26 protein-coding genes are annotated in these 23,642 nt (G+C 59.9%); 10 read left to right on the top strand and 16 right to left on the bottom strand.

Translation table 11 applies throughout. From position 1 onward, the window contains the following. Positions 1-65: 65 nt before the first annotated feature. Positions 66-560, top strand: coding sequence for a hypothetical protein (locus tag ASD70_RS28790; protein ID WP_236708750.1), 495 nt, complete (start codon positions 66-68; stop codon positions 558-560). A 69-nt stretch (positions 561-629) separates the two neighbouring features. Further along, on the top strand, positions 630-1,445 hold the full coding sequence (locus ASD70_RS27845; RefSeq protein WP_056848004.1) for a hypothetical protein: 816 nt from the start codon (positions 630-632) through the stop codon (positions 1,443-1,445). A gap of 73 nt (positions 1,446-1,518) precedes the next feature. On the opposite strand, the gene ASD70_RS27840 is transcribed toward ASD70_RS27845, so the two are convergent. The 4 genes from ASD70_RS27840 to ASD70_RS27825 form a co-directional block, all read right to left on the bottom strand. After that, positions 1,519-2,571 carry a DUF1176 domain-containing protein gene (locus ASD70_RS27840; RefSeq protein WP_056848003.1) on the bottom strand — a complete coding sequence of 351 codons (1,053 nt, stop codon included), beginning with the start codon at positions 2,569-2,571 and terminating at the stop codon, positions 1,519-1,521. Between the two features lie 67 nt (positions 2,572-2,638). Then, entirely contained in the window at positions 2,639-3,289 is a 651-nt protein-coding gene (locus tag ASD70_RS27835) for a hypothetical protein (RefSeq protein WP_046071939.1), read from the bottom strand. Positions 3,290-3,292: 3 nt separating this feature from the next. Continuing rightward, on the bottom strand, positions 3,293-4,654 hold the full coding sequence (locus ASD70_RS27830) for a M48 family metallopeptidase (RefSeq protein WP_056848002.1): 1,362 nt from the start codon (positions 4,652-4,654) through the stop codon (positions 3,293-3,295). A gap of 3 nt (positions 4,655-4,657) precedes the next feature. Continuing rightward, the gene (locus ASD70_RS27825) at positions 4,658-5,086 is read right to left on the bottom strand and encodes a hypothetical protein (RefSeq protein WP_046071938.1); all 429 of its coding nucleotides are present in this window, start codon (positions 5,084-5,086) and stop codon (positions 4,658-4,660) included. A 173-nt stretch (positions 5,087-5,259) separates the two neighbouring features. On the opposite strand from ASD70_RS27825, the gene ASD70_RS27820 reads away from it, so the two are divergent. After that, positions 5,260-6,207 (top strand): helix-turn-helix transcriptional regulator, encoded by a 948-nt coding sequence (locus ASD70_RS27820; protein ID WP_046071937.1) that lies wholly within the window; start codon positions 5,260-5,262, stop codon positions 6,205-6,207. 118 nt (positions 6,208-6,325) lie between these two features. On the opposite strand, the gene ASD70_RS27815 is transcribed toward ASD70_RS27820, so the two are convergent. From ASD70_RS27815 to ASD70_RS27805, 3 genes are all read right to left on the bottom strand, one after another. Next, a complete protein-coding gene (locus ASD70_RS27815; protein ID WP_056848001.1) occupies positions 6,326-6,664 on the bottom strand; it encodes a hypothetical protein in 339 nt (112 codons plus the stop codon). A gap of 457 nt (positions 6,665-7,121) precedes the next feature. Further along, positions 7,122-7,565, bottom strand: coding sequence for a GNAT family N-acetyltransferase (locus ASD70_RS27810; RefSeq protein ID WP_056848000.1), 444 nt, complete (start codon positions 7,563-7,565; stop codon positions 7,122-7,124). Between the two features lie 66 nt (positions 7,566-7,631). Continuing rightward, the gene (locus ASD70_RS27805; RefSeq protein ID WP_020302473.1) at positions 7,632-7,865 is read right to left on the bottom strand and encodes a hypothetical protein; all 234 of its coding nucleotides are present in this window, start codon (positions 7,863-7,865) and stop codon (positions 7,632-7,634) included. Positions 7,866-8,027: 162 nt separating this feature from the next. Here ASD70_RS27805 and ASD70_RS27800 point away from each other — a divergent pair, with 162 nt between their 5' ends. From ASD70_RS27800 to ASD70_RS27785, 4 genes are read left to right on the top strand one after another with little or no spacing between them, the layout of a single operon-like run. After that, on the top strand, positions 8,028-8,570 hold the full coding sequence (locus ASD70_RS27800) for a GNAT family N-acetyltransferase (protein ID WP_056848038.1): 543 nt from the start codon (positions 8,028-8,030) through the stop codon (positions 8,568-8,570). A 33-nt stretch (positions 8,571-8,603) separates the two neighbouring features. Next, positions 8,604-8,846, top strand: a complete 243-nt coding sequence (locus tag ASD70_RS27795) for a hypothetical protein (protein WP_046071931.1) — start codon at positions 8,604-8,606, stop codon at positions 8,844-8,846. A gap of 58 nt (positions 8,847-8,904) precedes the next feature. Beyond that, positions 8,905-9,204, top strand: a complete 300-nt coding sequence (locus tag ASD70_RS27790; RefSeq protein ID WP_056847999.1) for a hypothetical protein — start codon at positions 8,905-8,907, stop codon at positions 9,202-9,204. A gap of 15 nt (positions 9,205-9,219) precedes the next feature. After that, positions 9,220-9,585 carry a hypothetical protein gene (locus ASD70_RS27785; RefSeq protein WP_056847998.1) on the top strand — a complete coding sequence of 122 codons (366 nt, stop codon included), beginning with the start codon at positions 9,220-9,222 and terminating at the stop codon, positions 9,583-9,585. A 10-nt stretch (positions 9,586-9,595) separates the two neighbouring features. On the opposite strand, the gene ASD70_RS27780 is transcribed toward ASD70_RS27785, so the two are convergent. Both ASD70_RS27780 and ASD70_RS27775 read right to left on the bottom strand, forming a co-directional pair. Beyond that, positions 9,596-10,315, bottom strand: coding sequence for a class I SAM-dependent methyltransferase (locus ASD70_RS27780; RefSeq protein ID WP_056847997.1), 720 nt, complete (start codon positions 10,313-10,315; stop codon positions 9,596-9,598). Positions 10,316-10,412: 97 nt separating this feature from the next. Further along, positions 10,413-11,873 (bottom strand): MFS transporter, encoded by a 1,461-nt coding sequence (locus ASD70_RS27775; protein ID WP_056848037.1) that lies wholly within the window; start codon positions 11,871-11,873, stop codon positions 10,413-10,415. 134 nt (positions 11,874-12,007) lie between these two features. Between ASD70_RS27775 and ASD70_RS27770 the strand changes: the two genes are divergently transcribed. Both ASD70_RS27770 and ASD70_RS27765 read left to right on the top strand, forming a co-directional pair. After that, complete coding sequence (locus ASD70_RS27770) at positions 12,008-13,768, top strand: S8/S53 family peptidase (RefSeq protein ID WP_056847996.1); 1,761 nt, start codon at positions 12,008-12,010, stop codon at positions 13,766-13,768. A 74-nt stretch (positions 13,769-13,842) separates the two neighbouring features. Then, positions 13,843-14,211: a cupin domain-containing protein gene (locus ASD70_RS27765; protein WP_056847995.1), complete on the top strand. Its 369-nt coding sequence runs from the start codon at positions 13,843-13,845 to the stop codon at positions 14,209-14,211. A gap of 179 nt (positions 14,212-14,390) precedes the next feature. On the opposite strand, the gene ASD70_RS27760 is transcribed toward ASD70_RS27765, so the two are convergent. From ASD70_RS27760 to ASD70_RS27730, 7 genes are all read right to left on the bottom strand, one after another. Then, positions 14,391-15,476: a GlxA family transcriptional regulator gene (locus ASD70_RS27760; RefSeq protein WP_046071926.1), complete on the bottom strand. Its 1,086-nt coding sequence runs from the start codon at positions 15,474-15,476 to the stop codon at positions 14,391-14,393. Between the two features lie 22 nt (positions 15,477-15,498). Beyond that, a complete protein-coding gene (locus tag ASD70_RS27755; protein WP_056847994.1) occupies positions 15,499-16,905 on the bottom strand; it encodes an amino acid permease in 1,407 nt (468 codons plus the stop codon). Positions 16,906-17,043: 138 nt separating this feature from the next. Continuing rightward, positions 17,044-17,784, bottom strand: a complete 741-nt coding sequence (locus ASD70_RS27750; RefSeq protein ID WP_056847993.1) for a BPL-N domain-containing protein — start codon at positions 17,782-17,784, stop codon at positions 17,044-17,046. Positions 17,785-17,893: 109 nt separating this feature from the next. Beyond that, positions 17,894-19,624, bottom strand: a complete 1,731-nt coding sequence (locus ASD70_RS27745; protein ID WP_056847992.1) for an OPT family oligopeptide transporter — start codon at positions 19,622-19,624, stop codon at positions 17,894-17,896. A 201-nt stretch (positions 19,625-19,825) separates the two neighbouring features. Further along, a complete protein-coding gene (locus tag ASD70_RS27740) occupies positions 19,826-20,452 on the bottom strand; it encodes a glutathione S-transferase family protein (RefSeq protein WP_056847991.1) in 627 nt (208 codons plus the stop codon). Positions 20,453-20,519: 67 nt separating this feature from the next. Beyond that, positions 20,520-21,215 (bottom strand): tRNA (adenine(22)-N(1))-methyltransferase, encoded by a 696-nt coding sequence (locus tag ASD70_RS27735; protein ID WP_056847990.1) that lies wholly within the window; start codon positions 21,213-21,215, stop codon positions 20,520-20,522. A gap of 10 nt (positions 21,216-21,225) precedes the next feature. Beyond that, positions 21,226-21,939: a FadR/GntR family transcriptional regulator gene (locus ASD70_RS27730; protein ID WP_056847989.1), complete on the bottom strand. Its 714-nt coding sequence runs from the start codon at positions 21,937-21,939 to the stop codon at positions 21,226-21,228. Positions 21,940-22,273: 334 nt separating this feature from the next. On the opposite strand from ASD70_RS27730, the gene ASD70_RS27725 reads away from it, so the two are divergent. Continuing rightward, the gene (locus ASD70_RS27725) at positions 22,274-23,635 is read left to right on the top strand and encodes an MFS transporter (RefSeq protein WP_046072703.1); all 1,362 of its coding nucleotides are present in this window, start codon (positions 22,274-22,276) and stop codon (positions 23,633-23,635) included. Positions 23,636-23,642 lie beyond the last annotated feature (7 nt).

Here is a 23,642-nt window from a genome sequence, read left to right as displayed (position 1 = left end):
TGTGTCAAAAACAACAACCTTTGGCTTAAAGAATTCTGGTTACCTGCCGCTATAGAGGTTGAGTCTTGCTGTCTGTTCTACACAAGACAACGCGCAAGGACAAGAGTCATAGTGATTATCAAATTAAAGGGATATTTATGAGATTCGCTAAACTGTTCGGGGCAGCAACTTTATTCGTCTCTATGATTGCATCTGCCCAGGCAGGCATAATCGTCACCGTGAAGGTGAAGAACTCTACGACCGGTCCAGCCGCCTACACTTTCGAGTACTTTTCAGGGAGTGTAGCCCCCTCCCCCAGTACGATTCTGCCGTCTGCAACGACAACATTTGCCCTGACCAGTGTGGCGGATACGGTTTCAGGAATGCGGTTCGTCTATACGTCAAGTAATAAGCAATGTCGTTTTGCAGCAAGCCACCAAGTCAATCCAACGACTAAAACCCCTAGCTGGACTAAAATGGGCACTAGTACTGGTTCCGATAAGGCTACTTGCAATGCCAATATCACAGCAATTCAATCGGCGCCTCCCTATAACTACACTGTCGAATTTGAAATCAAATAATCCGACATTTTTATAGGCACCCTAGCTGGAGATAGCTCTCAATCTATCGTCGGCGTATGGAGTATCACCATGGATATTTCGATTAAATCGTATCAAGCGAGCACACAGGCAAAGGTTTCTACACAAGAGAAGCTTGCTTCGTCCAACTCTGCAAATTTACCTTCAGGGGATGCCGCCCTCAAGACGACGGAGACCGTCACAATCTCCGATTCTGCACGGGCACTGTACGCATTAAGTAGCGCTGATGATAAACAAGCCTCTATGTCCAATAGGGATTTAAAAGGACAATATGCAAAAGGTCAGAGCGATATGTACAGTTTCGGGCAGCGGATTGCTGGGGGGAATTTTAATAATGAGGATCTACTTCCCAAAACAGACGACCCTGTCCGTTTGGCGTTAGGTCAACGGTCACTGGATTACGCAATTGGGCTTTCTAAACTCCCCCCGGAAAAACTTCCAAACCCATTTGAAGGTATGGCCCGAAACGGGCTAAGCAATATTGTTTATGATGACTCAGGAACCTATACGGATGCAGAACGATATGCCGCTTATGGGGAGCTTAGTAAGCAGGATGAAACCTATTTTTCCAAGTTGTACGCCAATATAACGAACGGCGGTGACAACAGTGAAATCTTCAAAGGCATCATGGACTATTTCGATGATCTTCCAGCGGTCGAGAAAGCGGCATACCCTGATGGCTTCAGGGACAGTATAAAAAGTCTTTACCAAGAGCAGTTAGAACAATCGGGGCCGCTCGCCCTCCTCAGGCAATCGACTGAAAACGACTCTGATAAATTGTCACCGAGCGTCTTCAACAAGGCACAATCACCGGAGAAGATGTTACAAGCCGTTTTAGAAAAAGCGATTGCTCTTTCGACGGCCTGATCAGTCCAAAGCAACCAATGTGTCACTGCACGGATCAATCAGGAACGTCAGCATGGTGGTATATCCGACAGTATCAGCTGCTTGCTTGGGTACGCCACAGCACAGGCCAATACACCTGATCCAGCCCCATGCACGGGATCATTTCAGCCGCATGCGTCAGCGTGAAACCCTTACCATCGTAACGCCAGCGCAGCGCAGTGCCACAATTACCCATACTCATCGCCCTTACCTGACTGCTAAGTTCACCCGTGGCCGGATCAAACTCTACGAAGCCCTGGGGCTCTCTTTCCGGCAGGTTTGGCACTTCGGCGATCAGCGCTGCACGCGCCTGCTCCGGGTGGTCCAGAGGCGCTTGGTAAATATTGTAGAAACAGTTGTAGGCCCCACAGCCGGTTTCGATGATCACTAGCGCTTGATCTGAACTCAATGCGTACGCTTTGGTTTTTGGCGCGGCTCCTTCATCTAGATCTTCTTGCCATGCCCTACGCGTGGCAACCACCACGGCATCCGTGATCTCTTTTGCTTTGTCCAGAGTGAGCGCGGCAGGTGCCTGCCAACTGGGCGCTATCGCAGCGGCAGAGGCTTGCGGCACGCTGCTAGCGGGCGCCGGCCCCTTAGCGATCAGTGCGTCCTGGGTGCCGACCCGGCCCTGAACCGAGTCCATCAGCAACAGCGCCGCACTCATCCCGCTTAGCGATGCGTACGACTTGCCCTCCTCGAGCGGCAGCACCAGGTAGTTCCCGTCGCGCAACTCGGTGATGAGGGCTTGGGCAGACTTACCGTTCAGCGCAAACACCTCGTGGGTATCGCCTTCTTTCAGTTCGCCAGGCTCAAATTGAGACTTCAGCGGTTTGTCATCAAGTGTTGGCTGGCCGCGGGGTTTTGTATAGCTGAACACCCCGACATGCAAGGCGCCCTGAGGGCCGGCTTCACGTGTGACTCGTACGCTGAAGGTTGAAAAGCCAGTGTCATCGCGCTGCTGCACGGCACTGATAGCCGTGCATGTTCGTGTGTTATCGCAGCCGATAATCCAGTCCTTGATTTCGCGCGCCAACGGGACCTTCTCGGCAGCGTGCACGCAGCCAATGCCTGCAGCCAAAAGGAATATGAAAGTGCTTCGTATCATCAGGCGACGCCTTTGAACAAGTAAAAGCCGATTTCCCATCGTGGTCTGACCCCGTTTTTTACGTTTTTTACTGGCGCAGCGCATCGAGATGTTGTTGTGCGTGGGCTGCTTTGCAATAGGCGTTGAGGATGTCTGCGATCTGGTCGCAATCCAGGGTAACGCCCTCATGCATCAGGCCGGCAGATTGGATGCGGATCTGCGGCTGGGGCTTTTTCAGGGCCAGGGCCTGGTTGCCGAACAGCTGTCGCGCGGAGCGATGAACAGGCAGGGGCGCATCGGGACGCAACATCAGTTTCTGCACCGTCAGCCAGCCTTCCTCACTGACGGAGACGTCGACAATGTCCACCAGATCCAAGGGTGCGCTCAGGGTGTCCGCAAACAGCTGGCGGCGGGTCAAGCGCATAAACGCGTGTTGCCCGGCGTTGCGGTGCTGCCAAGTGATCAATCCACACACCACCGCTATCACCGCCGCACAGACGGTCAGGCCGGTGCCCCCGCGATTCAAGGCGAGCCCCAGCAAACCCAGGGCAATCAGAAAAAACAGCGGGCCGCGCACCTTGTACCGGCGCGAGTTGGTGAATTCGGTCTGCTCGGGTACGCGCTGGATAACTTGCTCGAGTTCGGCGATCGCACGCTCGCGCTGGGCGTCGCGGGAGTCGGCATATTCTTGGCTGAGTGTGCTGGCGAGATCCGATAGCGGATCGAAGGGTTGGGTCATGGGTCATTCTCCTTGGACGGTTGGTATTGGCGGTGATTCGGACTGCGTGGCAGGCGGCGACGCCGTACGGGTGAGTTGGCTGAACCAGTGCCGGTCGTGTTCGGTGGGCACACGGGTGGCCTCGGCCAGCAGCGTCTGATCCAGGGTTACGCCCAGTTGCTGGAGCCGTAATGCCGTCGGCGGGTGTGTATCGAAAGGGTGCGCGATGGCGTAGTCCAGTGCCGCCTCGTTCAGGCGCAGCGGCGTGTGGCTCAGGTGGTCGGCCAAGGCCTGGATCAGGTTGGAGTGACGCTCGGCGAGCAGCGTGTTGATTTCACCGTCCAACGCGATCACCCGTAACAGCGCCTGGCAGAACAGGCGCTCACCGCCGATGTTGCCACCCACCCGATCCGCGACCAATTCCTGAGCGCGGCCCCAGTGATGCACCGCCAGTTGAAAGTAATGCAGGAAACGTTGCGTCATCCAGATCGCCGGGCGCTCGATCCAGGCCGGGTCGGCATCCTCAGTACGGATAAACGCAAAGTGCAGGCACATCAGGCTGAACTGCGCACTTATCTCGCTGCCCCGCTCGGTGTCGCGGCGGCTGAAATGGCCCAGCTCATGACCGATGATCGACGCGGTCTCGGCCTGGCTCAGGGTCGAGAGGTAGGTCAGCGGCAGGTAAAGGGTACGCCCGCAGAGCAAGTCGCAGGCCGGTTGCAGGACCACATCGACGCTGGTGACGAAAAACGATTGGTCGATGCCCACCACTATATGGTCGGGCACCGGCGCGCAGGTGGCTGTGGCCAGTTGTTCAATCCATGCCCACAAGGCCGGGGCCTTGTCACGCCCGATCCTTTGCCCCAGAAGCGTCGAGGACGGGCTGGCCATCGCATCCCATTGCTGGCGCAGACGCCCGATCAACAAACATCCCGCCCACAGCACGGCAACCAGCGGCACCGCCACCAGCAGCATGGACCAGCCACCGGCCTTGAAGTGGCTCCAGCCCCAGTTCAGTTCATACAAAAGGCTCAGGGCCAACGCGCCCATCAACAATCCGGTATACGCCACCAGCCAATGCCCCAAGGCGTGCCAGCAGAGGAATAGGCGGTCGTAGAGAAAATCCCTGGACTTCAGCGCGCGCCAAGCATCCAGCCTCAGCTTGAGCCACGTCGCAGGCCCGGCCACCAACGCGGCAAGGGCCAGCCAGTAGGCCAACCCAGCCAGCACCTGACGCACGCGGAGCCAGGCGTAGTCGCTGCCGATACTCTGTGCTTGGCGCAGCACGTCATCGACGCGCCCGCTTTGCACACTGGCCCAGCCCATCAGTACCAGCGGCAGCAGCCACATCGTCAGCGGCCACGACCACCGCGCGAATCGGCCCATGGCTCAGTTGGCCTGCAAATAATCGGTCAAAAAAGCCTGTGCATTGCCTTGGCTGGACAGGAACTCGTCATAGCCGACGTTCAGCGCCTGCGATTCGCCAGGCAGGTATAGCTCGCCCCAACCTTGTTGCAGCACCAGCACCACGAATTTTTGGCCGTCCACGGTGGTGGAATAGCGGGTGTCTTTGCTGGTCTTTTCCACGGCCATCTTCTGGATCTTCATGTTCCAGTCATGGTCCACGCCCTCTACTTGCACCAGCGCCTGATTGTCACCGCGCGCGCCGATGCGCAGGGTCCAGACTTTCACGCCGCTTTCGCCGGTATAGGCCAGCACTTTTTCCGCGACTTCCGGGCGGTTGTCAGCATGGGCGACTCCCGCGATCACGGCCAGAACCAAGCCCAGCAGCGCTGCCCACTTGCGATACATCAACATTTATGGCTTCCTCGACAGTTCAAAGCCAACCATTGAAATCAAAGCTGCGGCGCCTGCCAAGCGGTCCGGCCGTGGCGCACAACAATAAGGCCGTGACTCACAACAACTGATCGGGCCGCCCGATGTCGATATCATGCAACGCTGCCCACCAGCTCTGACGGACGCTTTTGCCAATGCATCGCCGCAACCCCTATATGGACACCCACTTCTGCTTCGATCACCCGGAGGCCCTGGACCAGGCCGGTGTATTCGATGCCAGCGCGCGGCAGGTCATGGGCAGCGCGATCGGCCATTACCGCGCGCAGACGGTGCGGTCACACCTGCAGTATTTCGACTGCGATTTGCAGTTCCCCGAACCGTTACGCATCCACAAGGTGCTGCCCGACAGCATGTGCATCGTGCAGGTACTGGGTGGGCAATGGCAGCATCGGGTAGACGGTCGGCTAAATGAATACACGCTCGGCGCACCTCATGTGCTGGGCTTGAGCGAAAGCATGGAAGCCATGGACCAGATGCCTGCCGGCAGCCGTGCGCGCATGGCCGGGCTGCGCATCGGCGGCGAGTATCTACGCGAATTGGCCGAAGAAGACCCGTCACTCCAATCGCTGGCCAGGCTGCTCGACGATGGCATGCACTTTTCGGAACTGCACGGCTGTCGTATCGTCGGGCGTTTGTTCGAGCGCCTTTATCACTCGCCCTACCAGGGGACGTTGGAACGACTGAATCAGGAAAGCCTGAGCCTGGCCGTGCTGGTCGAGCTGGCGACGCATCTGGCGCCACAGCCGGCCAAACCTGTGGCCGCGTTGCGCAGCCATGCGGACCTGGCACACGAAGCGCGCTTCAAGCTCGACGCCGACCTGATGAACCCACCCGGCACTCTGGCGCTGGCACGGGAACTGGGCGTGGGTGAAACCACTTTGAGACGTGCGTTCAGCCGGGTATACGGCCAGTCGATGCTCGATTACGTACGCCAACAGCGCCTGGAACTGGCGCGCAATCTGCTGCGCCAGGGCAAATGGCACGTGGCACAGATTGCCCACCGTATGGGCTACGCCAACCCTGCCAACTTCAACCATGCCTATAAGGCGTATTTCGGCCATACGCCAGGGGCAGAATCCTGACGTTCGCTACGACTACTCTGCCGCCTTACGCATCAGCACGCCTAAAAGCTCACCGCTCGACGGGCTTTAGAGGCTAAGCGAGCTGACAAAGCTGCGTCTGTCCGGTAGCCACAGGCTACTACCGACCCAAAGCAGACGGTACCCACTTAGTGTCAGCTAAGCTGAAAATTTGCCGCTCAGAAGAACTGCCAAGCTCTCCGAAGATAAGCTCCACTTTAGTTGTTGGCTTTTGTAGAAAATCCAGGTTTTGGATATGCGGAAGGATGACGGCCAATAGCTGTTTTGCATCCAAGCCTCGAAATATAGCCTCACAGTCGCCGCCATCGATTGCCATGTCATCGCTATCGAATTGACCTACGCCACTCCGAGCAAGCTGTGGCTTGAGTTCTTCAATAACGTTGCACCACGGGACAATGTCCTCGATGGAATGAGTGAAATGAAGGATCAGATGTTGCATCGGTTATTCCTGAAGTTCTGATGGTGATAGGAGCGCTGGCTATTTTCTTTCCTTTATCGTTTCGCCGGTGGAAACTCCTACTTCGAGGATTTTCATCCTTCATAGCGAGGCTTGCTTAAGCCTAGCTTGATTCCTCAATCACGGGCTGGCTGCTTTCGAACTGAAGACGCGCATGCGACTCACATCATGCAGCTAAGCAACGGCTGACTCCGGCAGCTATTGGCCGATTTCTGCCGTTCGTGAAGGGCAGCAATCGGCCAACGTAGTACCTAGGGTTAAACCACCGCTATCTGGTACACACCGAATCATATTTTTCCGACAGCATTCTGCTCGCAGAAGGGCTCAATGCTAAGGCGTTGCGAGAGAATGCGGATTGGGTGGGTGTCTACTGGCATGGCGTTTTCCTTCCTGGGGGCCATTAATCCATTTATGCCGTGAAAATACCAAGCGGTTCGCTTCACGCGTGTCGCTTATACGTCAAGTAATCATGTGCCCCGGTACCGCTGCACACAAACCCTGCCTTCTCGTACATCCTCTTCGCGGGGTTATCAGGTCGCACACTCAGCCGCAATTGCGTGAATCCGTGCTGTATCGCGTCCAGGGCATAGGCTTCCAACAGCGCTATGCCCACCCCGCTACGCCGGTGTTCTGGCATGACATGGATAGTGCAAAGTTCTGCGTAATGCTGCTCAGGCGTCCAGAGTGAGTAACCCGCGAAGGTATTACCCATGAGCGCGACATTCAGACGATCAAAATTATCTACCCAACGCGTCAGGTGCCGTTCCAGTTGGGCTCGCCAGGATGCTTCATGCTCGGGCTCCCAACAGCGGATATAGCTCTCCTCGCCGCGGTAGATGGCCGGAAGATCGGTCACACGTGCTTGTCTGAGTCGTAGTGCCATTCCATTAGCCCTTGATGAGTTGAAGGGATGGTATGGCCTCATCCCGCAGCCATGGACTGACTCACACTAGCCCTTCAACTCACTCGCCCGATTGCTCGCGGCGTCGTCATAAGCCACATACAGCGACTCTGCAATTTGGCTTTTGATCGCCTTGGTAGCCTCCAAACCCAACACAAAACCCTCGGCTTTACCGCCAGCACGGTTAAGTTCTTCATGGGTGGAGGCGCCAGTAATGGCGTCAAGAAGCTTGGCGGCGTGAGGGCCGACGCCTTTGGGGAGGGAGATCTGGTCGATGGACATTATCGCTACCTTGAAAAATTGAGTTCGGGAGCGAGTGGAACCACTGCCGGGGCTGGCATGTTAGACCTGTTTGCCATGAAAAGGGTCGCTTTACGCGCAGCGGCGTTATTCTTCGAGGGCTACACAGTCAGCGTCGGGGCATTGATAAATCTGGAGGGGTTTATGGAGTATTGCGTTGAAAGCCACTGCCTTCGGCCATTGGCATGCGACGATTTCGAGAGGATCAGCCGTTACGAACGCGTCAACCGCAGGCACCTGCAACCCTGGGAGCCGCTCAGGGACGAGGAATATTTCACCACGGGCAACGCCAAGGCCAGGGTCGAGCAGCAGGTAAACAGTATGCAAGCTGGCAATGCTCTGTTTTTCCTCTTGCTTGAGTCCGAGAACGGAGAGGTTCTAGCGCGGTGTAACTACGCGAACATCGTGAAGGGGGTTTTTCAGGCCTGTCATCTCGGTTTCTCGCTGGCAGAATCGGTCCAAGGTCGCGGCCTGATGAAAAAGACACTTCAGGTCACCAACCGTCACTGTTTTGAGCAACTGGGTCTTCACCGGATCATGGCCAATCATTTACCCCGCAATGTGCGAAGTGAACGCCTTCTGGAGTCGCTGGGGTTTGAGAAGGAAGGTTATGCGCGAGCCTATTTGAAAATTGCTGGCGTCTGGGAGGACCATACGCTGAGATCACTGATCAACCCTGAACAATAAGCGCGCCACCTACCCCACTCAGGAAAAAAGCTGATGCCCACCGAGCCCCTCTGCCTGGTTTTCGTCCCCGCCCTCGCCGCCGTGCTGACAGCCGCCGAATCGAAAAAAGGCGCTCCCCTCAGCGAGGTCGAAGTGTGCGATATCCGCGACCAAGCCACTTGCATTGCGGTAACCTTCTCCACCGCGCTGGCGATGGAACAAGAGCGGGGTTACCCGGACATCGTTGCCGAGGATTGCTGGAATGAGTGGCAACGCTTGCGCCCCTCGCTGCAATAACCCTCTCACTGATCAGCCTATCGCCTGACGCCCCACCCCACTCCCAGGATTCACGGACTTGAAAAAATTACTCTCGCTTGGATGCTTCACCCTGGCCTTGAGCGGCTGCACATTCACCGGCGCCAATGAAGTTGCCCCGGGTGAATACATGATCAGCAGCCATGGCAGCATCTTCAACTCCAGGGAAGGCCTGCTGGAAAATATCAACCAGAAAGCCGCAAAGGTCTGCAATGGCAAGCCTTATCGCTTGGAAGGTGACACCGGCGCCAATATGCTGGTGAGCACAACCTCCCATCTGGGCCCGACGCCTACTACCGTGCTGGGGCTGAAAGCCATTTGCGAGGGCGACAAGCCATAAGCCGTTGGAGCCTTTATGCCGCCTGCCTCACGCGACCACGCACGTATTGAACGCCGTCTCATCGCAACCCTGACCGAAGCCTGCGAAATCGCGAAAGCTGAAATACCGGGCTTCGACTGGTTGACCCACACCGTCGACTACCGCGCCTTCCCCCAGAGCTTGCGCGTGACCTGGGTGTTCGACAGCCGTGCGAGCAAGGAGCACGCCCTCTCCACCGGGGCCGACGCACGCATGCGCGAGCTGACCGCCGCCGCACTGAATGACGCAGGCGTGCAGGTCACGCACGTGGTGCGTTGCGTCAGTTTCGACTCCGAAGAGGAATGCCATCACCAGCATGGCGGCGATTGGCGTCGGCGATTGGCCAATGTGCGGGCGATCTGAAATCGGCCTTTCACTCCCCCGCTTTACACGTCAACCAGGCCCCCCAGAAAAGGCTGCTGAAGAAACGCGTCGCGTCGCCAAACCCGGCGTCGTGCAACAGTTTCTGAACCGCCGCTTCGGAATGCGGAGGGTCGGCGCCTTGGAGGATTTTCCCGAGCTTGGCCTTTACTTCGTCCGAGCTGGTTCCATGCTGGCGCCACCGTTGCCCCCAGGCCGCCAGCAGTAACGGTTGGCTGGCGTAAGCATAGTGATTGCCCGCGACAATCAGCGGTGCGCCCGGTTTGAGATGCGCCTGTATCGATTGCAGAATCCGGCGCTTGGCCTCATCACCCTCCAGATGGTGGAGTACACCGATCAAGGTGGCGGCGTCGTATGACGCATCTGCTGGCAGGTCTTCGAGGTGCCCAAGATGCAGGGTGGTTCTTTCAAGCAAGTGGTTGGCTTGCAACTGCTGCCTTGCTGCTTCCAGCATCGGCTGGGAGGGATCAACGGCCATGAAGCGCCAGCCCGGCTCGAGCCCGGCCATGGCTATGATCTCCTGCGCCGTACCGCCCGCGCCGACCACGAGTATGTTGGCCGAGGGCGCATCGCCAAGGCTTGCCGCCAGCATGCAGGCTGCCAGATCCTGGCAAGCGTCATATCCCGCCAGGGCAATACGGCTCTGGCGTGCGTATTCACTGGCTCTTGAGGTATCGAATTTTTCAGCAGGGTTGGATGGGGTCGAGTTCAAGGCGGTTCTCCGTGGGCTTGAAGCAAATTACGTCACCCACAGAGATAAGAAAAATTCATTAATTTTATCTGCTGCATTCCCTTAGGGAATGCGCCTCTCAATCCTCAGCCTGTGACAACGGCCGCGCCACGGCCTCCAGCGCCTGGCGCTCCGCCGCCACGCCCCACACCGCCTGCACCAGCGCCGCCGCGCACATCAACCCTGCGCCGATCAAATACCCAATCAGTAAACTCCCGCGTTGCTGGGTTTGTATAAGTTGCCCGAACAACGTCGGGCCGATTATCCCGCCCAGCCCGGTGCCGAACGCATAAAACACCGCAATCGCCAGTGCGCGTATCTCCAGCGGGAAGGTTTCCGCCACGGTCAAATACGCCGAGCTCGCCGCCGCCGAGGCGAAGAAGAAGATCACCATCCACGCCAGCGCCTGCTGGGTCACATCGAACCAGCCCTGTTGGAACGCGTAGCCACTCAACGCCAACAGCACGCCGGAGATGGCGTAGGTCGCGCTGATCATCACCCGGCGACCAATCACGTCGAACAAGCGCCCCAGCAGCAGCGGGCCGCAGAAGTTGCCGAGGGCCAGTGGCAGCACGTACCAGCCGACTTTTTCGGCAGGGACTTGGTAGAAGTCCGTGAGCACCAAGGCGTAAGTGAAGAAGATCGCGTTGTAGAAGAACGCCTGGGCGGTGAGCAGGGTCATGCCGACCAGGGCGCGGCGACGGTAGCTGACGAACAGGGTGTGGAAGATCTCGCCCAGGGGCGTGTGGTCGCGGGCATGCAGGCGCAGCGCTGGGCCAGTGACGGCGGGGAGCGTGTGGCCGGTGTCGCGCAGGCGCGCTTCGATGCCTTCGACGATGCGCCGGGCTTCGTCGTGCCGGCCGTGGATCATCAGCCAGCGCGGGCTCTCGGGCAGCCACAGGCGCATCACCAGGATGATCAAGCCCAGGGCGGCGCCGATGCCGAAGCACAGGCGCCAGCCAAGGTCGCCGCCGACCACTTGAGGGTCGAGCAGCACAATCGCGCCACCGGCACCGAGGGCCGCGCCGAGCCAGAAGGTGCCGTTGATGGTGAGGTCGACCCAGCCACGAAAACGCGCCGGGGTGAATTCTTGGATGGTCGAGTTGATCGCGGTGTATTCGCCACCGATGCCCATGCCGGTCAGGAAGCGGAACAGCAGGAAGGTTTCCAGGCTGAAGGAAAACGCCGTGGCGGCGGTGGCGCCGATGTACAGCCACAGGGTGATGAAGAACAGCTTGCGCCGCCCCAGGCGGTCGGTGAGCCAGCCAAACAGCAGGGCCCCAAGCACGGCGCCGGCGATGTAGACGCCGCCGGCCAGGCCGATATCGAGGTTGCTCATACGCAGCTCTGGGCTGTTCTTCAAGGCGCCGGAGACCGAGCCGGCCAGGGTCACTTCCAGGCCGTCGAGCAGCCAGGTGATGCCCAGAGCAAACACCAACAGGGTATGGAAGCGGCCCCAGGGCAGGCGGTCGAGACGTGCGGGCAGGTCGGTTTCGAAGACCGTGCCCATTTCGCTTCTGAGTGCCTGTTGTCGGGTCATTGCCACATCCATCCTGTGCACATGCTCCTTGGTTATGAGTCAGCCCGCGCAGCGGGAGTTCAGTTGCGCAGGCTGAACGAAGCAGGCCCTGGTGCAGTCGGAACAGCAGGCCATAAAGGCAAGGAACCCTGCTCATGTCGTTACGCTGCGCCGCCCTCCTCAGCTTGTTCACCTTGACTGCCAGTTCGTATACCGCAGCCCAGGAGCCATTGCGCCTGGAAAACCTCAAGCGATGTGGCGACCTGCTGGACAACCGTCAGCAACACTGGTGCCTGACCGTGCGCGGCCTCGGCGCTGCCACTCCGCAGTTGAAACTGGCGGGCCAGGCATTGCCGGCGAAGGCCCTCCAGCGTGACGGCAACCAGTTGCGCCTGCACCTGGACAGCGCCACCTACCAGAGCGGCCCGCTATGGCTGGAAGACGGCCCGCGTACCAGCAACGCGGCCTGGCTGACCCTGCGCCACAGCCAGGTAGTAGCCGCTGGGCCAAGTGAAGTCGCCAAGAACATGGATGGGTTGACTACTTATGTCGATCTGGTCAGCGTATTGATTGAAGAAGACCACGAGGGTCGCCAGGAAGCCGAGCGCCTGGCGCGCAAGTACGGCGCAACCGTGGTGGGCAGCATTGCGCCGCTGAATGTCTACCAACTGCGCCTGCCGGCCAAGGACCTGATGCAACGCGATGCACTGGTGCTGCGCCTGGGCAGCGAGACCAGCGTGGATGCGGTGGTCATCGAAGAGTCCGCAGCCGAAGAAGCCGAACAGGCCCGCCCTGAAAAGCCAAACAAGCCGGCGCCAGATTCTGATGAATGGGCCGCCAACCGCTTTCTTGACGCCGTGGCTTACTACCAGCGGCGCATCCCCGGGCAGCACACGCCTATACCGCCCAAACCGGTACGCATCGGCGTGGTCGAGCGCGGGGTGGATTTCGACACCGCGGATTTTGCCGACTACCTCGGCCCCTGCTCGCCCAAACGCACCTGCGTGTATGCCCGCGATACGCAGGCGCCGGACAGCCACGGCACCACGGTCACCGGCATACTCGCGGCAGGCTGGGATAATGGCGGCAACAGCGGCTTTCTGCGCGGGCTGGACAAGGCCAGCGATGGCTTCGAGGTGATTGTCGACCGCAACTCTGATGCCGGCATTACCGCCAACATCGCCGCGTCAGTCAACTTGGTGGAAGACGGCGTGCGCGTGCTCAATTGGAGCTGGGGCATTCATCGCGTCGGCACCAAGGACGTCAATGGCAACGACGTCGATTCCCTGGTGCGCTCGGGCATCGCCATGAGCGGCTATGAAGAATTGCTGGAAGAGTTTTTCCTGTGGCTGCGCAAGGAACATCCCGACGTGATCGTGGTGAACTCCGCCGGCAATGGCTCGGCGTTTTCGGGCAGTGACGACTACCGCCTGCCCTCCTCCTTCATCACCGAACAACTGCTGGTGGTCGGCGCGCACCAGCGCAACCAGCGCACCGACATTGCCGTTGAAGACCCGGCTTACGCCGTCACACGCAGCTCTTCGAATGTCGACATGCGCGTAGACATCACCGCCGCCGCCTGCGCCCATGCCTCCACCGCCACTGCCGGCGAGGAAGGCGCGGTGCATTGCGGCACCTCCTACGCCACGCCTATGGTCGCAGGCCTGCTGGCGGCGATGCTGTCGATCAACCCGCAACTGGAACCCGAACAACTGCGCATGCTGCTGCGCCGCAGCGCCATGGCGATTGGCGACAACCATGATTTCGAACGCAGCGATGCCCAGGACCTCACGGCGCCCATCCTGCCGTCAGAGCGCAACTACCAACTCAATGACAAGGACGTGGGCCGTTCGGCACGGCTGGATATGCAAAAAGCGTTGGACCTGGCGGTGCAGAGTCGTACGCGGGTGCGCTGAGGTTGCAGGATCGTACAAGCCTGCTGAGCGCTTGCCTGGGTAGTCTGGCCTTCTCATCGACAGGAAGATCCAGCATGACTCAAGCACAGCCTGTAAATCTTGCGCAAAAAGCCTCGCTCATCGACCGGCAATGGAGCCCAAGGGTGGTCGCCGAAATGAACGACTACCAGTTCAAGGTGGTGCGCATCGAAGGCGAATTCATCTGGCACTCGCACCCGGAAACCGACGAGGCCTTCCTGGTGCTCGAAGGCACGCTGCGCATCGACCTGCCGGACGGCCCTGTGTACGTGGCGCCGGGTGAGTTGTATGTGGTGCCGCGTGGCATTGAGCACAGGACGGCGGCCGAGGGAGAAGCCAAGCTGATGATGATCGAGCCGCGGGGCATCCTGAATACCGGGAATGAGGGTGGTGAGCGTACCGCGTTGAATGACCAGTGGATTTGAACGTTGAGGCGCATGACTTTAGGTACTCCGCTGGACCCTGTGGGAGGGGGCTTGCTCCCGATAGCGGATTGTCAGTCACTGCATGTGTTGACTGAACCACTGCCATCGGGAGCAAGCCCCCTCCCACAGGGGCCAGCGGCGTACGCAAAAAAGTTGTGCTTATACCTATCACCGCGGCCTTATCGTCTTTGAACCTGCACACTCGCAAACGTCGGCTCGTCGCGCGCCTGCTCCAATGTGTTCTTGGGCCTTTCCGATACTGGGGCTGGCGTCACCGGTCGCACTGCGGCGGGCGGGTGCAGGCGCATGTCCAAGCGTTCGTCACTAGGGGCCACGCCGAAAAAATCCCGGTAGCACTTGGAGAAGTGCGGCGTGGACACGAAGCCACAGATCACCGCCAGCTCGACGATCGAAATCGGCGTCTGCATCAGCAATTGGCGGGCACGGGTCAGGCGCAGCTTGAGGTAATAGCGCGATGGCGTGCAGTACAGGTACTTCTGGAACATGCGCTCCAACTGGCGGCGGGACACTTGCACATAAGCCGCCAGGTCGTCGAGGTCGATGGGCTCTTCCAGGTTGGCTTCCATCAAGGCCACCACTTCCTGCAGCTTCGGCTGTTGGGTGCCGAGCAGGTGTTTGAGCGGTACGCGTTGGTGGTCGCGTTCATTGCGAATGCGCTCGTACACGAACATCTGCGAAATCGCCGCCGATAGCTCATGCCCGTGGTCGCGGCCTATCAGGTGCAGCATCATGTCCAGCGGGGCGGTGCCGCCGGAGCTGGTGAAGCGGTTGCCATCGAGGGTGAAGACGCTGGAGCTGACCCGCACGCGGCTGAACGCCTCCTGCATCGACGCCATCAGCTCCCAATGCACGCTGCACTGGAAACCGTCGAGCAAACCCGCCTGGGCCAGCGCCCAACTGCCGGTGCACACCGCACCGAGGCGCTTGCAATACAAGCGCGCCTGGCTGCGCAACCAGGCTATGTGGGCAGAGCTGATGGCCTGCTGAATGCCGATGCCACCGCACACGATTACCGCGTCGAAGCCACGCTGATCCAGCGCGCAGGCATCCGGCGTAACCGATACACCATCGCTGGCCCACACCGGCCTGCCATCGAGGCTCAGGGTCTGCCAACGGTAGAGTTCTTCGCCGGCCAACTGGTTGGCCATGCGCAACGGCTCGACCGCACACGACAGCGATATCAGCGTGAACTGGTCCAGCAGCAAAAAGCCGATGGTCTGGCAAACCGGCGCGTCAGCGTCCATCACGGCGACTCTCCACGCAGGATCAGGACTGTTCGAGCGCAACCGGCTTGGTCGCCCGATTATGCTGGCGCGCCGTGACCAGGCCGATGAAGGAAATCACCAACGCTAGGCCAATGGTCGAAGACACTTCGGTGCGGTGTTCCGGCGTCACCATCATCACCCCCAGCGCCAGGCAGATGAACACGATCACCAAGTAAGTCAGCCAGGGAAACAGCCACATGCGGAAGGTCAACTCGATGTTCTGTCGAAGCAGGAGCCGACGCATGCGCAGTTGCGAGATCGCGATCACCAGGTACACCAACAACGCGATCGCCCCGGAGCTGGCGAGCAGGAACTGGAACAACCCCGCCGGCATGAAATAGCTCAGCAGCGTGATGCCCGCGCCGATGATGGTGCTGGCGATCACCGCTGCCCTGGGCACACCCGCCGCCGAGGTGATTTTCAGTGCGCGTGGCGCATCGCCGCGTTTGCCCAGGGAGAACAGCATGCGCGAGGAAATGTAGATCGAGGAGTTCATGCAACTGGCCACCGCAATCAAGACCACCACGTCGACCATGAACTTGGCGTTGGGGATATTCATCAGCTCCAGTGCGCGCTGATAGGAGCCCACGGATGCCAGCAGCGGGTCGTTCCAGGGCACTACGGAAATCACGATGGAGATCGACAACAGGTAGAACACACCGATGCGCCAGATCACCGAGCGTGTGGCCTTGGCGATGTTCTGCGCCGGGTTGCTCGATTCGGCTGCGGCGATGGTCACCGCTTCGGTGCCGATGAAACTGAACATGATGGTGATGAACGCGCCCACCACCGCCGACAGGCCGTTGGGGGCAAAACCTCCGTGTTCTTCCATCAAACGGCTCAAGCCGCTGGCTTCACGATCCGGGATCCAGCCCATGAGCACGCTGAAACCCAGGCCAATAAAGCCAACGATGGCAATCACCTTGGCCATGGCGAACCAGAACTCGAACTCGCCGTATTTGGCGACGCTGAACAGGTTGGTGATCACCAGCAGGATGATCGAGAGCAAGGCGAACAGCCAGGCATCGACCTGGGGGAACCACTGGTTGAGCACATGCCCGGCGGCCAGCGCCTCGATGGGGATCACCAGCACCCAGAACCACCAGTACAACCAACCGATGGTGAACCCCGCCCAGCGACCGATGGCCTGGTCGGCATAGGTGGAAAACGAACCGGTGTCGGGGCGCGCCACCGCCATTTCCCCGAGCATGCGCATCACCAGTACCACAAGCAGGCCGGAGAACAGATAAGCCAGCAATACCGCCGGCCCGGCGGCGGCGATGGCGTGTCCGGAGCCGACAAACAGCCCCGCGCCGATGATGCCGGCGATGGACAACATGGTCACATGGCGGGGCTTGAAGCCCTGCGCCAGCTGACCGGTGGAATCGTTGGGAGTCAGGCTAATCATTGTTTTTGTTGTGCTCAGGCGGCCAATGACCCTCACCTTAAGTGCGTGAGGCCCGGTACAAGTAGCCTGGTTACGCCATCATCGTGTCTGATCTCGACATTGGTGATGGCGATGCACGGGTTCAGCGAGTGCCGCGTCTTACTCTTGAACGCTGCGAATCAGCGCGCCAAACAGCTCCCCACGCGGCATCTTGTCCAGTGGGATATCGGCATTCTCAAACCACTCCTGGCCGGCTTCCGGATGTGGCCCGCTCAGCACCACAACGCCTTTCTGGTAGGCGTAGCGCGCCGCTGCTACATCGCCGTTGTGGTAGGTGGCGAGGGTTTTGTAGGGCGCGTCAGCGCTGGGCTTGGGAAAGTACGGGCCATCCTGATAGAACACATGATCAGCCTGGCCGGCCCACGTCACCCGCACAGCAGCGTCGTCGATACCGGTCACTTCAAAACCGGGGCGGCCGGCTTCGGTGTCCAGCGCGTGGGGGATCAGCCCGAGGTTGTTGTCGTCCGCGAGGTAGGCGCCCATGCACAGGCCGAGGTAGCGGCCACCCTTGGCGACGTAGTCGCGGATGGCCTCGGCACGCTCATCGCCGAGACTGTCGAGGGCGCCGGGGATGTCCTGGCCGCCGCCGGGTTGTACGTAAAGGTCGTAGCGGGCCAGGGTGTGTGGGGTGATGTCGATGGGTTCGTCGGCGCCGACGAAGTCGATCTGGTAATTCGGGTTAAGACGCTGCAAGGCAGTTTTCACGTTTTCCGAGCAGTCCGCGCAACCCGCAGGGCCACGGTAGATGGCGACATGGGTGATGGGCGTTGCGCCGTGTACGGGTAAAGGGTGCAGCGTAGCGAAGGCAAGCAACGTGGCAGCGATGGCGGGCAGTTTCATGGGGTAGGCTCAACGGTCAGTTGAAGGGGTTGATCCAAACGTCGCAGCGCCAAGCCTATAACGATGAGCCTTTTGAAGTCGTGAAGAGTTGTAAATCCACGTGGGCCGCTCAGCCATTGCCCAGCATCTGCCACAACGACGCGCCCACGCCGGTAATGCTCTCCCCGGCGATCAACCCTGCCGCTGCCGTGATCGCAAAGCGTTGCGTCACGCTCGGCCAGCGACAACTCACCGCCCAGGTGATCACCGCGCCCAGGGCCATCATCAGCGACACCGAGGCGGGCAGGACAAAGGCCAGGCCCAAGGCTGCCGCGCTCGGCAAATAGCGCGCACGGTGGGCCGGCAGCGTGCTGTCGAGCAGGCCCAGCAGTACGCCGAACAGGCTGGCAATGCCGATGGCCCAGCGGATGCTCGGCGATAGTGAATCCAGGCCATGGGTCAGGGTCTGAGCCACGGCTTTCCAGGTGGCCACCGCCGGGGCCGGCCATTCTTCAGTGAGCAGCATGGTCTGAGGGTCGGGAATCAACGCCAGGTAAGCGAACACGCCGACGATGCTGCCGACGAAAATCCCCAGGATCTGGGCGATCACTTGCTTGTGTGGTGTAGCGCCAATCGCCTTGCCCACTTTGAAGTCATTCATCAAGTCGGTGCATTGCCCCGCCGAACCGCCGGCGGTATTGGCGCTCATCAGGTTGATCGGCACCTGGCCGGGCGCAACGATGCCAAAACTGAGCTGGGACAGTTGCCCGATGGCGCCAATCGGTGGAATGCCGGTGGCCCCCACTACCCGCGCCGCCACAGCGGCCAGGCAGATCGCCAAGGGAATGGTCAGCAGCGCCATGCCCAGGTTGATGCCGAACAGCAGCGCTTGCAGGCTTACCACCAGCACGATCGCCAGGGCAAAACCAGCGGCTGGTCCAGGTTTGGGCACCGTCCACGGCGTACCGCCAGCTGCTCGGGTCGAGCGATGCAATGCCCATAATCGGATCGCCAAAGACGCCAGGGTAGAACACACCATCAGGCTCACCCCCGGCCACAACAGCCATTCCACCAGCACCGCAAACTGCGGGCCGCTGCTGCCGGCGGGCAGGCTCACCAGCCCGTTCGCCAACAGCCACGGACCCAGCCCACCCCATGCGAGCAGGGCGCCGAGCAGCAGGGTCAAGCCCACGCGAATGCCGATAATGCCGCCAAACCCCAGCAACAGCAGCGAAGGGTCTGCGGTGAAGGTCAGGCGCTCCAACTGGGCACTTGGCGACCAGCGCGGGAAGGCCCACATAAAGGTATCCACCCACTTGACCAGTCCGGACAACAATGCCGCGCCGAGCAGCACTTTCAAGCGCGTTGCGGCTTCGCGCCCGTGGTTGTAGATGTGCAGGAGGGTCTCCAGGGTGGCCATGCCTTCGGGAAACTTCAGCGCCTTGTCATTGAGCAATGAAGGCCGCAGGTACCATGCGATCCAGATCCCGAGGAAGCTTACGGAAAACACCCAGGCGATCATCGGCAGCGCCGCCAGTTGGTTGCCTGTGAGCAAGGTATAGGCCGGGATGGGCGCGACCAGCCCGCCGGAAATGATCGAAGCGGCGGCCGAGGCCACGGTCTGGTTGATATTGCTCTCGTGCAGGGTCCACGGCAGGTGCTCGCCGGAACGCCGGGCCAGGCCTTGCCAGATTCCGTAGCCGATCAACAGGGCGATGATCGACATATTGAATGACCAGCCGATCTTCAAGCCTGCGTAGACGTTGGAAGGGGTCAGCAATATCCCCAGTACGATGCCGGTGATGACCGCCCGCAGGCTCAGTTCGCGTTCTACGGGGACGGTTGCCGAGGTGGAGTGCATGCAGATTCCTTTCGAGAAAAGCCAGTGCCACCTCTTAAGTGAGCGCTGGAGAACTCGAAGGTTCACCTACCGTACACGGGATTGGTTCCAAATGTGGGAGGGGGCTTGCTCCCGATAGCAGTCTGTCAGTCAGCATTTTTGTTGCTGACCCACCGCTATCGGGAGCAAGCCCCCTCCCACATTGGTCTTCCTCAAGCCTGGCTATTTGGCGAACGCATATTCCCCGCCCCGCTCCACCGCCTTGCGGTAAGCCGGGCGCGCCTGGAGCTTTTTGACCCACGCCGCCAGGTTCGGGTACGCCTGCAATTTGCCCTGGGCCTGGGCCACTTCACCGATAAAGCTCATCTGGATATCCGCACCGCTGAGTTCGTCGCCCACCAGGTACGGCGTGCGCCCCAGCACATCATTCAAGTAGCCCAGGTAGTTGGCCAACTCCGATTCAATCCGCGGATGCAGCGGTGCACCCGCTTCACCCAGCCGCCCCACATAGAGGTTGAGCATCAACGGCAGCATGGCCGAGCCTTCGGCAAAATGCAGCCATTGCACATAGCTGTCGTAGGCGTCGGTGGCCGGGTCGGGTTGCAGTTGGCCGTTGCCGTGGCGGCGGATCAGGTAGTCGATGATTGCGGCGGATTCGATCAGCACGCGGGAACCGTCTTCGATCACCGGGGATTTGCCCAGGGGGTGAATGGCCTTGAGGTCAGGTGGCGCCAGGTTGGTCTTGGCGTCGCGCTGGTAGCGTTTGATGTCGTAGGGCAGGCCCAGTTCTTCAAGCACCCACAGGATACGTTGTGAGCGGGAATTGTTGAGGTGGTGAACAGTGATCATAGCGGGCAACACCTTGGGGGATTTAGGAGAAGACTACAGGGTAGCGGTGAAGTGCCGTGAATGTGGCTCAGGCGAGCAACTGATCGATCCACTTCACCTGCTGCACGATCTCCTGCACTTTCTGCTCGGGCACGGCCTGCCGCGCTTGTTCGAGGCTGGCCAGTGTCTTGCGTTTCTCGCGCACTATACGTTGCCACTTCGCCAGGAAATCCGGGCTGCGCGCCTGCATTTGCAACGGGCCGAAGTACAGCTGCTCGGCGGTATAGGTCACCGTCTCGGTGGGTTCGGCGACGATGATTTCGTAGTAGAAGCGGTTTTCCCGCAGCAACTCTTCATGGAGGATCTGGTAGCCGTTGTCCATCAGCCATTGGCGCAGCGGCTGCTCGCCGCCGTTGGGTTGCAGGATCAGGCGTTCACGGCCATTGAGGTGAGCCTTGCCGCTGTCGAGGATGTCGCGGATGGTCTCGCCGCCCATGCCGCACAGGCTGATGGCGGTGATTGCGTCAGCCGGCTCGATGGCCGCCAAGCCGTCGGCCAGGCGCACCGTGATGTGCTGCGCCAGGCCGTTATCGTTCACGGTACGGTTGGCTGCGTGAAATGGCGTAGCGGCCACCTCCCCCGCCACGGCCGCCGCAATGGCGCCACGACGCATCAAGGCCACCGGCAGGTAGGCGTGGTCCGAGCCGATATCGGCCAGGCGTGCGCCGGTCGGCACATGCGCTGCCACACGCTCAAGGCGCATGGACAAGGTGTGTTGGTTCAACGGTGGTTCCTTATGATTGCCCGGAAAATCGATCCCGGCTGTTGGTCAAGTGCAGCACCATGGCCGCCCGTGCGGCGTCCGGGTCCTGGCGCTTGACCGCATTGTAGATCGCCTCATGCTCCAGGTTCGCCAGGTGCCCCAGCTTGGCAAAATCCGCGCCGCCACGCTCGGCGGCCTTGACCTGGGTGCGCGGGATCATCCCGCTGCCCAGGTGCAGCATGATGTCGGTAAAAAATCGATTGCCGGTGGCCTCGGCGATCAGTTGGTGAAAGCGCTTGTCTTCCTCCACGCAACTGTCGTTGTTGGCCAACGAGGCTTGATAGTCATCCAGGGCCTGGCGCATGTGGGCCAGTTGCGCGTCGCTCCTGCGCAGCGCGGCCAGGGCCACGGCCTGCACCTCCAGGCCCAGGCGCAATTCGAGCATGTTGCGCACGCTGGCGACCGTGTCCACATGCAGGCGCAAGCCTGGCTGCGTGTGCTGCTCCAGCACGAAGGTGCCGATGCCGTGACGGGTCTCCACCAGCCCGGATGCCTGCAGCTTGGACAGCGCTTCGCGCACCACGGTACGGCTCACCCCGTGTTCACGCACGATGGTGGATTCAGACGGCAGCTTTTCACCCGGCTTGAGTTGCCCGAGCAGGATGCGCTGGGTCAGCGACTCGACCACGCCTTGGGCCAGGTTGGTTGAACGTCTACGCACAGGTGTTGTGCTTTCAATGGGCATTGTCACGGTCCACGGGCTTGGGCTGGAGGGAGCTTATCACTCTGAATGCAAAGGACACCTCATTGCTGAAAAATACTCAACTTGTATGACAACACCACTACGCACCCTTTTTATCAACTGTTTCGCTCTGAAAGAGCCGCCTTACCACTGCACCTTCACCGCAGCGTTAAAACCCAACAAATACTCACAAATAACCAAAACACGCAGCTAAACCTGGCCCTTATAAACACAAAATCACTGACCTGAGCATTGCGATACTCAGAAAAGCACTTGTATGATGTCTGGCAACAAACACCTAACCCGCATAAAAACAATCAGGGGACGTTTTCAAATGGTGAGCCATTCAAGCCCAGCATCCGCCGCACTCGAACGTGATTCGGTACTCGCCCGCGCCGTAAGCAAAGTGAAGCGCCATGTGCTGCCACTGTTCGTCATCATGTTCATCCTCAACTACATCGACCGGGTCAATATCGGCTTCGTGCGCACGCACATGGAGCATGACCTGGGCATTGGCGCGGCGGCCTACGGCTTTGGTGCCGGGTTGTTCTTCATCGGCTACGCGCTGTTCGAAGTGCCCTCCAACATGCTGCTGCAAAAAGTCGGTGCACGTATCTGGCTGACCCGCATCATGTTCACCTGGGGCATCGTCGCCACGCTGATGGCGTTTATCCAGAACGAAACCCACTTCTACATCCTGCGTTTCTTGCTGGGCGTAGCCGAAGCGGGCTTTTTCCCGGGGGTGATCTACTACTTCACCCGTTGGTTGCCCGGTGTGGAGCGTGGTAAAGCCATCGCCATCTTCCTCAGTGGTTCGGCGGTGGCGTCGTTGATCTCCGGGCCGTTGTCGGGGGCGTTGCTGCAGATCGATGGTTTTGGCTTGCACGGCTGGCAATGGATGTTCGGCATCGAGGGCCTGGCCTCGGTGGCGCTGGGCTTCTTTGTGTGGTTCTGGCTGGACTCCAAGCCACATGATGCCAAGTGGATGACCCGCGAAGAACAGGACGCCCTGGTTGACGCCATTGACCAGGAACAGCGCGAACGTGAAGCCCTGACCACGGTGAAACCGACCATCGGCAAGCTGCTCAAGGACCGCCAGATCCTGCTGTTCTGCGCCCTGTACTTCTGCATTCAACTGACGATCTATGCCGCGACTTTCTGGCTGCCGAGCATCATCAAAAAAATGGGTGACCTGAGTGATGTGCAGGTGGGTTTCTTCAACTCGATCCCCTGGCTGATCTCGATCATCGCCATGTATGCGTTCGCGGCGCTGTCCGGCAAGTTCAAGTTCCAACAGGCCTGGGTCGCCGCGGCGTTGCTGATCGCAGCGGCCGGGATGTTCATGTCCACCACCGGCGGGCCGATCTTCGCCTTCGTCGCGATTTGCTTTGCGGCCATCGGCTTCAAGTCCGCATCGTCGCTGTTCTGGCCGATTCCCCAGGGCTATCTGGATGTGCGCATCGCCGCCGCCGTGATCGCGCTGATCAATTCCATCGGCAACCTGGGCGGCTTTGTGGCGCCAACCACCTTTGGCTTTCTGGAACAAACCACCGGCTCGATCCAGGGCGGGCTGTATGGCCTGGCCGGTACCTCGGTGCTTGCGGCCATTCTGGTGTTCTTTGCCAAGACTTCACCCTCTGCCGTGTTGGCCTCACCTAGCGCCGTACCGTCAGGCGCCGCCATCAGCAAATCCCTTTGAGCGTCTA

Origin of the sequence: Pseudomonas sp. Root569 (assembly GCF_001427465.1) — a bacterium.
Taxonomy (GTDB): Bacteria; Pseudomonadota; Gammaproteobacteria; order Pseudomonadales; family Pseudomonadaceae; genus Aquipseudomonas; species Aquipseudomonas synxantha.
The sequence above is the reverse complement of the archived record's forward strand: the minus strand, read 5'-3'. Positions and strand labels throughout refer to the sequence as shown.